This is a genomic window from Butyricicoccus sp. AM27-36, from assembly GCF_003480945.1.
GTDB lineage: Bacteria > Bacillota > Clostridia > Oscillospirales > Butyricicoccaceae > Agathobaculum > Agathobaculum butyriciproducens.
On sequence record NZ_QUJR01000020.1, the window covers coordinates 1 to 10,316 of the forward strand.

Below are 10,316 nucleotides of genomic sequence, written 5' to 3' on the forward strand. Positions count from 1 at the left end.
ACCCTGTAAAATCAGGGTAATGGTATGGCAGACAAAGAAAAATGACGGTCTTTCTGCCGTCATCGGTGTTTGGGGATGGAAATATGATTTTCCGGGCACGACCATAAGCCATGAGGTCAATCATGGCTTAAAAGGTTATTCGGTTTCCTGCGAATGGCGTTTTGCTTTTACGCGCTCGAGCCACTCCAGTTCCCAGTCGGCCAGCGGCTGCTCGGGTGTGCCGGTGCTGACTGGCTCGGACTGCGAAGGCTGCAGCAGCTTCTGATGGTAGGTATACAGGGAAGTCTGTAAGTATGCAACCGGGTTTTCGATGCGGCCGAAGTCGATCGTGACGCTGTTCAGGAAGTGTTCCATGCTTTCCTGAGAAATACGGCGGGAGATCTGCTCGCGATGCTCCTGCGTGACCGCAGCGCCCTTGATGAACAGCTTGTCTGCGTACTTGATGTTGCAAACTGCCGTTACGACCGTTCCGGTCAGCTCGCTGCCAAACTGACGGCGGAGCACGTCGGCGTTGATCTGCTGCTCGATCTGCCTGCGCAGCCTGCGGCGAACGGCACGTGGCTTGTCCTTTTTGTTAACGCATACGTTTTTACGGATGCGGGAAACCTGCGTTTTGATCTTCGCAAGGAAGCCGTCGATCGTGGCTACGGTGGAGACAGAGCCGTCGATGTGGTAATTGGTCAGATATGGCGTTTCCAGATCGGGCGTCTCGCAGAGCTTATATTCGTAGGTCCAGTGATTCTCCTGACCGGAAGGGAAGCGGTGCTGCTTGAGCAGACCGGAAATCTTGAAGCGCTTCCAGAGCGTCGAGAAATGTTTTACTTTTTCCATGCAGAACGCGCGGATTCCCTCGGGACGGAGAACGAAGTCGGGAATCTTCATCAGATGGCTGACGAGGGCGAACAGTCCCTTGCTGGCAAGAGAAATGGTCTTGTCGCGCAGGACCGAGGTGGAAATGTTGGTGTAGTCGCGCTGCGCACCGGAAATGCAGGCAACATCACCGTTCGGGCGGTCGATGGACGGGGAATAGACGAAGTCCACCGGCTCGGACGGGTGCTGCATCAGGTTGTAGACATGACAGAACGCACCATTTTCCGCCTGGGAGAAATAGTGCTGCAGGTATCCCTTTTGCTTGAGCTCCTTCCACGCCGCGTTCAGCAGGTAGCCGCTGTCCGAGCAGGCATAGCCGAGACGGCGCTTGCTGAGCGCGAAATCCGGCAGGCCGACAAAAGACTTGATGACGGCAAACAGGCCCTTGGCCTCGAGAGAAAGCGTTCTGTCGCGCAGAACTTCGTTGTAGATTGTGGTGTAGCCGGCTGCGGACATTGCTTTCCCTCCTTTCCGATGGTCGATTTTTGCAGAAGAAACAAAAAATCGTCTGATGCTCTCACACCAGACGATTGAAAAACCATGTCTAAATTCGTATCAAAAATCGAAAATTCGTAATGTTGCACAAGTAAAATGTGCCGTGTTAAGCAGAAAAATTGATTTTTGTCGAAAAACGCGCGTCTTATTGACATAACCGCTTGTTGAATGTATAATGATTATACAGTAAGCGGTATGCGCCATTTGGCGCGTTACTGGTCTCAGGTTGGTTGAGATCTTACCGCCCGCTGGTGTTGGAAGCACCAAGTGGCGGATACCGTTTATAAAAGAGCTGATGCTTGCCGGCGTCGGCTCTTTTGTTTTTCCTGTAATTAAGAATACCATGGAAAATAAGGAATGTCAATCTTAATCAGGTGAAGTTGAAAAATACTCGGAAGAGTTGATTTTTTTTAGAATGAATCCGGGTTTTCCGGATATACTTGCAATGCCGGCTGATATGCGGTATAATATCAGTAAACGAATGATGAGATTGCTCACTGAGCACACGAAAAGCCCCGGAGGTCACGACTCCGGGGCTTTTCTATTCCGTTTTGGAGCAGGTGGCTTAGGCCTGAGGCTGGCTACCAGTTACATCTTGCCGTCCAGCCATTTACAAATGTAGTATGCTGCTACACTTGCCAGAACGGAGATTAAAAACGATGAGATAACGCTCACTAAGTACACCCCCCTTTTTCTACCTGTATAGGGGTGGTAGCCTGTACAGTATAACATAGATGTCGGATTGCAGCAAGGAAAGCCGGATGTTGCACTTCTCAGAATAAAAATGGGATATACGCGCGGCGCTTGATCCATGCCGTGTGAACGTTCTCTTTATCATCTGCGGCTGCCCGCAGCCGACCGGCATTTCCTCGATCAGCCGCTTGGATGGGGCGATACACAGGGTATTTTGAAATGAAAAGTCCTAAGGCACCCGGAATAAAATGCTCCGGACATCTTAGGACTTTTTTGTTGTGTAAAGTTATAACGTTAAAAAGCTATGACGTTATAACGCTATAACGTTAGGTCGCGGTGCATTTCTATTTTGGCATATTTTATACTTGACGATTCAAAGTGTATTCTATATACCGTATACATTGAATTACCCGGCTCGAGTTTCTTCCGGGAGCCGGTCGGCAATCTGATCCGTCTGCACTTTGCCCGCGAGAAAGATACGCTTGACGAGGCGCTTTCCCGTCTGGCAAAGCTGGAGGAGCTTTAAAGCGCCTCTGATCGACAGCAGTCGCCAAAACAGAAACGAAATCTTCCGCTGCCGTGAACTGCACCCCATTTGTTAGATAGTATATCATACTGTCTAACAAATGGGGTGCTGTTCGGTCGGCTACCGGGTGGGTGTTCATTGTATAACACAGGCGCTGTGACGAATTTGTGACACTTTCCCCGCACTTTCGCGGGAGAATTTCAATGCAGCTTCTGGTATGATACAGACAAGGTTGATACACAACCACAAATACTTCAAAAAAGGAGCGTAACATACCATGAAAAAGAAAATGATTTGGAGATTTGCACTGGCACTGGCGTTGGTGGTATCGACTGTCGGCACGGCAACTTCCGCCTTTGCCGCCACATCCGTACCAATGGAGCCTGTTACTAAAATTGCCACCGAGAACGAGGACGCCATCTGGAAGCAGATTGAGGCGGTGGAAGAGAAGAGCGACGCCATCTTCCAGAGAAACGCAGCACTGTGGGAAAAGCTGGACGAAATCTACAACGCCCTGCCTGACGACTATGACTTCACAGACTTTGACGAGGCGGCGTTTATCCGCAGCACCAATGCCCTGACCGAAGCGGAGAAGAAAACGCTTCTGGCAGACATCAAGGAGCTGAACGAGCTGGACGCCCAAATGGAGGCGCTGTATGAGAAGCTGCCCGACTGCGACAATATGCCGCTCTACGAGAAGGCACTGGAAAAAGCCGACCCCAAGGTACTGGATGAGATCGACACCCTGGAGCAGGAGTATGACCGCGTCTGCGAAAAGCACGCCGACCTGTGGGACAAGGTAGATGAAGCGTACTTCAATCTGCCGGACGACTACGACTTCGACAACTACGATGAGGCCTCCTTCATCCGCAGCCTGAGCTTCCTGACCGACGCGGAAAAGGATGCGCTGATCGCCGACTCCAACCGTCTGGTAGAGCTTGATAACCAGCTGTGCAAGCTGTACGATTCCATCTGGGGCAACACCGGTTGCGAAAGCGGCATCTGCCCCTTTTGACAGAAAGACGATATTCTGATAGTATAAAATCAACATCATGCCGATGCTGCGCCTACGCGCAGCATTTGGCGCTGCTTTCAAGGAGGACGCATGGGACATTCCATCTATTTGGCGGACGATGAAAAGAGCATCCGGGAGCTGCTCCATAGCTTCCTCGCAAGCGACGGATATACCGTGCGCTCCTTTGAAAGCGGCGATGCGCTGCTGGAGGCGTTTCGTCAGGAGCCTGCGGAGCTTGTAATACTGGACATTATGATGCCCGGCACGGACGGACTTACCGTGTGCCGGGAGCTACGCTCGGTTTCCGATATCCCCATTATCCTGCTTACGGCCAAGGACAGCGAGCTGGACTATGTCATGGGCATCAGCCAGGGCAGCGATGATTACCTCACCAAGCCCTTCCGCCCCACCATACTGCTCATGAAGGTGAGAGCCCTGCTGCGCCGGGTGGAGATGGACAGGGGGAAAACAGCGGCGGCAGTAGATGAATTGCGCTATGGGGATCTCCGCTATTCCGCTACGGAAAATGCTGTCTTTTGCGGAAGCACGATCGTGGCACTGACCCAGACCGAGCTGCGGCTGCTCAGCTATATGATGAAGCAGCCGGAAAAGGCCTATTCCCGCGAGGAGCTGCTCAGCGCGGTGTGGGGCTTTGATTCGGAGGTGGAGACCCGTGTGACCGACGAAACCCTGCGCCGTATCCGAAAAAAGCTGACGCAATCGGGCAGCACCGTCAGCGTGAGCACCATATGGGGCTTTGGTTATAAGCTGAAGGGAGCGGAGCGCACGTGAAAAACATCAAACTGCGGATCGTGTATCTGATCCTTTGCTCGGCTCTGCTGCTCTTTGCACTGTTCATGCTGGCGGTGAACCTCATCATACCTGCACACTTTGTGCGTGAGGCAAAAAAGGCGCTCATCAGCGAGGCACAGTACCAGAACCGCACTATCCCCTATACCGACGATGGATCCTTTTTTGACGATGAATGGAATGACACGGAGGAGCACTTCCTTACGCCAAGCATCGTATTTTTAGAGCTGGATAATGCCAATCAATCAAGCGGTTGGAACAGGGACGCATATCGTCTGGAGAAAAAATTGCTGGAATACTGTAAGGGGCGGGATCTATCGCTCAACCAATGCTATACCTTCAAAACGGACAAGCATCACCTGATATTCATGTCCGTGCAGGAGGAGCAGGACGATTGGGAAAAGCCGTACGCCTATATCATGTACATAGACATCGGGCCCATCACCCGCTATATCGTGACGCTGAACTGGGCGTTCTTTGCGGTGCTGCTGGCGATCTCCTCCGTCATGTGCCTGCTGGGGTTCCGGTTTGGCAGGGATATTGAGAAGGAGGCGGAGCGGCAGCAGACCTTCTTCCAGAATGCCTCCCACGAGCTGAAAACGCCGCTGATGGCGATACAGGGCTATGCGGAGGGCATACAGGCGGGCGTGATGGACACAGGCAGCGCGGCGGAGGTGATCCTGGAGGAGAGCGACCGCATGACGGAGCTGGTGGAGGAGCTCCTGGACATCTCGAAAATCGATATGGGGCGGCAGCAGCTTGCCCTTTCCGAGATGGATATTCGGGAGCTGCTCTACGACAGCATACGCGCCGTGGAATCGGCAGCCGCTGCCAGCGGCATTACCATCGCGCCGGACTTCTCTGAAGAACCCATCATGGTCAAATGCGATGACACGCAGATGCGCAGGGCGGTCACGAATATCCTGACCAACGGATTGCGATATGCCCGCAGCGAGCTGCGCCTGACCTGCCGCGCAGACAGGCGGCAGGTGACGATACGCATACAGGACGACGGGGACGGCATCGCAGAAGCGGACCTGCCGCACATCTTCGACCGCTTCTATATGGGGCGGAGCGGAAAATCCGGCATCGGCCTTGCGCTGACCCGGGAGATCATCCACCTGCACAAGGGAACCATCCGCGCCCGCAACGGGGACACCGGTGCCGTTTTCGAGATCTCCATTCCGGTGAGCAGATAAGAAGATCACCGCGCCGCCTTTGAGCGTCCCTCTTGTAAAAAGGACGGGCCTGGAAAGAATCTTTGCTGGTGCCGGGCGGAGAGTTTCCCGTGATTTCCTCTTGTGCCCACATTGTCAGAATGGAGTACATCTATGGACTGCAAAGCAAAAAAATATCTGCATATTTATGACTGGAACTACTGGTGGGGCTATTACCGCTGCTGTAAGGACTGGGAACCTTTCCATGCGGCGGAGTTTTCTCTTTCCGAGGACGAGGCAGGAAAGGCGCCCTTTTTCCACTTTGATTTCCATAACCTCCCTGCCCTTCACCAGACCATTCTGGACGGTGAGTTTGTGGAGCCGGATAATCCGGATCATCCGCACTTTCTGGAGCAGGCAAGGCGGCTCAGAAGCGGTGAACAGGACTGGTTCGTCGGGGCGCTGTACTATCCGCTTTTTTCACCGGAGATGCATTTCTGCAACGCCTCCGTCCGGAGCGGCGTCCCGCTGACACAGTTGCTTTCCCCGTCTGTACCGCCCTATTACGGGGTGATCTTTCTCCGGGAGGAGCGCCCCCTCACTCCGGAGGTGCTGACGCATTGGGCGGAGACTCTGTCCCAGCCCCTGTTCGGCCAGCCGTTTTCCTGCACGCTTGCACAAGTTCCCAGCCGGCAGGAGGCGATGGAGCAGTTTGAGAATGAGATGCGGCTGATGCGATGAACGAGCGTCCCGCCGCGATGTCCGGCGGCAGCTGCAAGGCCCCCAACGCCCTGCGGTTGCAGAATTACTTACAACGGAGAAGATGTATGACATTTGAAATTCACAGTGACATCACAAATCGATCTATGACCATAGCCGCCCGCGCGATGCGCAGGGTGCTGCGGCGAAAGAGAAGCATTGTTTGGACCATCTTCGGCTGGAGCGTCTTTGTATTCAACGCATTGCTGCTGATCCCATTCGATGGAGAGCCTTTTGCGCTTGATGTCAGGACGGTGACTTCCCTGCTGACAGAGGTGATGCTGCTGTCCGTTCTGCTGTTTCAGGACCGATTCAATGGCATGATCGCCCGCAAAAACGCGCTGGCGGGCACAAAGGAATATCATGTCGCATTCGGTGAGGATTCCTATACCGTCGTTACGGCGGCCACCACCTCCACGTTCCACTATGAGCTGATCGACGCACTGGCTGAGTCGCAGGACTACATCATCCTTCTGATGAAGAAACGCTATGCGCAGCCTCTGGACAAGCGTACTCTTACCGGCGGGACGGTGGAGGAATTCAAACGATTTCTTGAAGAGAAGACCGGAAAGACGTTCCGGCGTGTGAAATGAACGAATTTTCTATTACGCCCTTTCGCGGGCCGCATTTGCTTCTGCTTTTGCTTACGGCAACGGCGGTGCTGCTCATATTCTTGCTGCTGCGCGGAAAACCGGAAGCACGGCGCTCCCGGTATCTGATCGGCGTTTGCTTTTTTAATCTCGTGCTGTTTGCCGGCTACAAGCTCTCGCTGTCCATGGACGCAGCGTATATCCGTGCGTACTATCCCAATGGCTTCAGCATTTTCAATGAGCTGCCGCTGCACCTGTGCAACATCAATCTGTTTCTGATCCCGCTGAGCGTGTGGAAGAGAAACCGCTCGATCATGGGCTTTTCCTTCTTTGTAGCGCCCCTTGGCGCACTGATGGCGCTGCTCTTCCCGGAGCCTCTGTTCTCCGGCTTTTCGCTGTTAATGCCGCGAATTTTCGGCTACTATGTGACCCACGCAATCCTTGTTGTCTGCGGCCTGAGTCTGGCGACGCTGGGCTTTTACCGCCCCGACCCCAAGAATATCCCGCGGATCCTCAAGACCTTTGGTTTGCTTGCCGTAGGCGCGCACCTTATCAATCTCCTTTTACGCCTCACGCTCTGCCCAGAGGCGAACTACTTCTTCACCTACGGCGCGGAGATCGGTGTGCTCAAGCTGTTTTGGCGTATCATCCCGGCGCCGCTGCTTTACGGGCTGCCGGCACTGCTGATTTTTGCAGGCTATATGTACGCAGTCTGTGCGTTGTCCCGCCTGACGCAAAGGGCGGAAGAAGTGCCTTTTTCATAGATTGGATAAGTTCCGCAGCAAAAAACAGGAGGATAAGACATTGCTGGATAGAAATGTAAGAGGAATCGAAATCGCTCTGTGCTTATTGACTCTCTTTATCTTCCTGTCCGGGTGCGGTTCATTGAAGGATGACACTCTTCTGACCGTCAATGCAGTGATCACGGAAGTTGATACAGGAAAGCAAACCATACCGGTAAAAGACGATGCCGATGAAAACACTTTAGGTGAAGAATGTCTGATAGACTGTTCGTCTACTCCTATGGTCTATTGCGACTTTGCCACGCAGAAGGTTACAAGGATTTCTTTTGAGGAATTGCAGGTCAATGATAAGGTTATTGTGAGTATCAGAAGCTCGGAAATGGAGAGCTTCCGAAGCGGCGGCGGGGAAAATACAATCAAGGTCGAACAATTGCAGTTGTATACGCAAAGAGCTGCTGGATGAGCCTCTGCTGTCCACTACTGTATTTGGGCTTCGAGATCGAACCGGAGAGCATGAAGTGGGTCATCCAGCACACCAACGCTAACATAGTCGAAACGGACTTCTTCGAGACCTGCAGCACCTCTTATGCCAATAGCATGGTACTGTGGATAATCTTGTGAGGATACGCATATGAGCAATCAAAATAAACAGCTGTATATCGTAATCAGCCAGACCGGAACACTTCTGTCCCGGATCCTTAAACAAATCACCGGCGCAGAATATAACCACGCCTCCATCAGCCTGTCCAGAGATTTAGAGAGGATGTACTCTTTTGGCCGCAGGCATCCCTATAATCCGTTTTGGGGCGGCTTCGTGATAGAGTCTCCCCGTACCGGTACCTTCAAGCGTTTTTCCGAAACCAAGGTGTTGGTTCTGAGTGTGAGTGTCACAGAAGAACAACACGCAGAGCTCAAAGAAATGCTCGATGTGATGTGGAAGCGGAGGAGGAAGTACAGTTACAACTATATTGGCTTATGTCTGGCATACTTCCATGTTGTCTGGAAGCAGGAGGACTGCTATTATTGCTCAGAGTTTGTCGGAGAGCTTCTCACAAAAAGTCGGGTTGACGGCATGGAACAGCTACGTTCCTCTATCATACAGCCGATGCAGTTCCTTAGAGTGCCGCACACACTGCTCTACTGCGGAAAACTTCGCGAATATGTGAGCAACACCTGTTCCGAGGGCATATGTGAAGATGCAACGAACCGCACAGTGCATAGGCGACTGCCGTAACAGCAGATAAGGGAGCGCGTGGTCGAGTATCTGCAAAGGTGTGGTTTTGATCCGCCGACGTGGCTTCTGCTTTTTGCCGTCATAATGGATATTCGTCCTGGATATGTTGACCACAGGGGGTGTGTTCCTCATACACAAGCCCTGTGGTCATTGAATATCTTTGTAGGCTTGGGGACGGTCGTTTCAACCGTGTGTACCCGCTTCCTTGGCCGGCGACCATGGAACTGGACCAGATTCCTGTGGAAATACCTGGACAGATAAGATGGGCTGCCGTGGCTTTGGCGTTGCTTACTGTGCCCCGGTTCCTGTTTTCATGCTGATTCTATTACGAAGATAAAAAAACAGCGGCACAGAGCAACTCTCTGTGCCGCTGTTAGTTTGTCAAAAAAGTCGGTATTGAACCAATTTTATCATATCGCGCGGCAGCGCGCATTAAATAGAATTTGCTTTGCAAATTCATAAAAACCGGGAGCGTGTATCCGCGCAGCGCGGCCGAGAAGCCGCGCAAGGATAGCGCCGGTTTTTATACCTTAAGAGGGAAAAAGTTTCCGTATGGGAACTTTTGGACGACTTTGGAACGGCCTACGGTCCGTTCCTGCTTGTCGGCGAAACTGTAGTTTCGCGACAGCCTGACAGCGGCACAGAGAGTTGCTCTGTGCCGCTGTATGCTTTATACATTGTATAAAAACCTTACATGCTATCTGCTCTTTTGCCCTGTCTGAGTGAACGGCAGATGACATACCCTGCCGGAGCAATCATAATCAGAATAAAAATGCTGATCAGTTCATTCACTTCGGATGGCGCAAAGCCCTGCAGCATAGTAATGAGGTTGTTTGCGAAATGCACGAGAATGGGCAACAGCAGGTTCTTTTTCTTCTCGTAAAGGATTCCTGCGGCAATACCCATGAAGGTGGCATAGGCAGCCTGCACGATATTCAGGTGATAAACGCCGAAGAGTACAGATGATATTAGAATCGCGGCCCAAACGGGGATGAATTTCCGCATGGAGCGAAGCACAATGCCGCGGAATAGAATTTCTTCTACAACAGGTGCAGCAATCACCGCAATCATAAATGTTCCAAATGCATTTCCACCGGCAATATTTTCAGCACCGGCGTTCATTGCCTCAACGCTTTTTTGAAGCGAGGGAAGCTGTTCTGCCAGCATGATCCAAAGACCGGAGATTCCGCAAATGCCAAATCCCACGACCAGACTGCCGAGCACATCTTTAAAATTTGTCGCTGTGCGTGGTTCGCTTATATCTTTCCTCCAAAGCAGTTTATAGAGCGTAAAGAATACGAGGATAAGAACAGCGTAGATCAAAATCTCGCCCCAATATGAGTGTTTCATAAATTGCTGCGGGGAGATATGAAAAACATCCAAAACAAGTCTTTCCACAAGGAAATACAACAGGTTGGACAGCC

General features: G+C 52.1%; 11 protein-coding genes. 9 read left to right on the plus strand and 2 right to left on the minus strand.

Annotated features, from left to right (window positions below):
* Nucleotides 1-135 precede the first annotated feature (135 nt).
* A complete protein-coding gene (locus DW724_RS14930) occupies nucleotides 136-1,326 on the minus strand; it encodes a hypothetical protein (RefSeq protein ID WP_118762013.1) in 1,191 nt (396 codons plus the stop codon).
* A 1,081-nt stretch (nucleotides 1,327-2,407) separates the two neighbouring features.
* Between DW724_RS14930 and DW724_RS14935 the strand changes: the two genes are divergently transcribed.
* From DW724_RS14935 to DW724_RS14975, 9 genes are all read left to right on the plus strand, one after another.
* On the plus strand, nucleotides 2,408-2,584 hold the full coding sequence (locus tag DW724_RS14935; RefSeq protein WP_442861296.1) for a hypothetical protein: 177 nt from the start codon (nucleotides 2,408-2,410) through the stop codon (nucleotides 2,582-2,584).
* Nucleotides 2,585-2,861: 277 nt separating this feature from the next.
* Complete coding sequence (locus tag DW724_RS14940) at nucleotides 2,862-3,599, plus strand: hypothetical protein (RefSeq protein WP_118762014.1); 738 nt, start codon at nucleotides 2,862-2,864, stop codon at nucleotides 3,597-3,599.
* 90 nt (nucleotides 3,600-3,689) lie between these two features.
* The gene (locus tag DW724_RS14945; protein ID WP_118361954.1) at nucleotides 3,690-4,391 is read left to right on the plus strand and encodes a response regulator transcription factor; all 702 of its coding nucleotides are present in this window, start codon (nucleotides 3,690-3,692) and stop codon (nucleotides 4,389-4,391) included.
* Nucleotides 4,388-5,608 (plus strand): sensor histidine kinase, encoded by a 1,221-nt coding sequence (locus DW724_RS14950; protein ID WP_118668146.1) that lies wholly within the window; start codon nucleotides 4,388-4,390, stop codon nucleotides 5,606-5,608. The genes DW724_RS14945 and DW724_RS14950 overlap by 4 nt, the downstream gene beginning before the upstream one ends.
* Before the next feature lie 132 nt (nucleotides 5,609-5,740).
* Nucleotides 5,741-6,307 carry a hypothetical protein gene (locus tag DW724_RS14955; protein ID WP_118762015.1) on the plus strand — a complete coding sequence of 189 codons (567 nt, stop codon included), beginning with the start codon at nucleotides 5,741-5,743 and terminating at the stop codon, nucleotides 6,305-6,307.
* A gap of 86 nt (nucleotides 6,308-6,393) precedes the next feature.
* Nucleotides 6,394-6,918 carry a YcxB family protein gene (locus DW724_RS14960; protein WP_158580385.1) on the plus strand — a complete coding sequence of 175 codons (525 nt, stop codon included), beginning with the start codon at nucleotides 6,394-6,396 and terminating at the stop codon, nucleotides 6,916-6,918.
* Entirely contained in the window at nucleotides 6,915-7,679 is a 765-nt protein-coding gene (locus tag DW724_RS14965) for a TMEM164 family acyltransferase (RefSeq protein WP_118762017.1), read from the plus strand. Before DW724_RS14960 ends, DW724_RS14965 begins: the two co-directional genes overlap by 4 nt.
* Before the next feature lie 40 nt (nucleotides 7,680-7,719).
* Nucleotides 7,720-8,121, plus strand: a complete 402-nt coding sequence (locus DW724_RS14970; protein ID WP_243105782.1) for a hypothetical protein — start codon at nucleotides 7,720-7,722, stop codon at nucleotides 8,119-8,121.
* A gap of 168 nt (nucleotides 8,122-8,289) precedes the next feature.
* On the plus strand, nucleotides 8,290-8,892 hold the full coding sequence (locus DW724_RS14975) for a hypothetical protein (protein WP_118480780.1): 603 nt from the start codon (nucleotides 8,290-8,292) through the stop codon (nucleotides 8,890-8,892).
* A gap of 690 nt (nucleotides 8,893-9,582) precedes the next feature.
* Here DW724_RS14975 and DW724_RS14980 read toward each other — a convergent pair.
* The coding region (locus DW724_RS14980; protein ID WP_147358686.1) for a CPBP family intramembrane glutamic endopeptidase at nucleotides 9,583-10,316 on the minus strand (734 nt) is incomplete at its 5' end.

Excerpts from the sequence above, each read along its gene's own strand:
- DW724_RS14930 (WP_118762013.1), bottom strand. The coding sequence starts at position 1,326 with ATGTCCGCAGCCGGCTACACCACAATCTACAACGAAGTTCTGCGCGAC.
- DW724_RS14940 (WP_118762014.1), top strand. The coding sequence starts at position 2,862 with ATGAAAAAGAAAATGATTTGGAGATTTGCACTGGCACTGGCGTTGGTG.
- DW724_RS14945 (WP_118361954.1), top strand. The coding sequence starts at position 3,690 with ATGGGACATTCCATCTATTTGGCGGACGATGAAAAGAGCATCCGGGAG.
- DW724_RS14955 (WP_118762015.1), top strand. The coding sequence starts at position 5,741 with ATGGACTGCAAAGCAAAAAAATATCTGCATATTTATGACTGGAACTAC.
- DW724_RS14960 (WP_158580385.1), top strand. The coding sequence starts at position 6,394 with ATGACATTTGAAATTCACAGTGACATCACAAATCGATCTATGACCATA.
- DW724_RS14965 (WP_118762017.1), top strand. The coding sequence starts at position 6,915 with ATGAACGAATTTTCTATTACGCCCTTTCGCGGGCCGCATTTGCTTCTG.
- DW724_RS14975 (WP_118480780.1), top strand. The coding sequence starts at position 8,290 with ATGAGCAATCAAAATAAACAGCTGTATATCGTAATCAGCCAGACCGGA.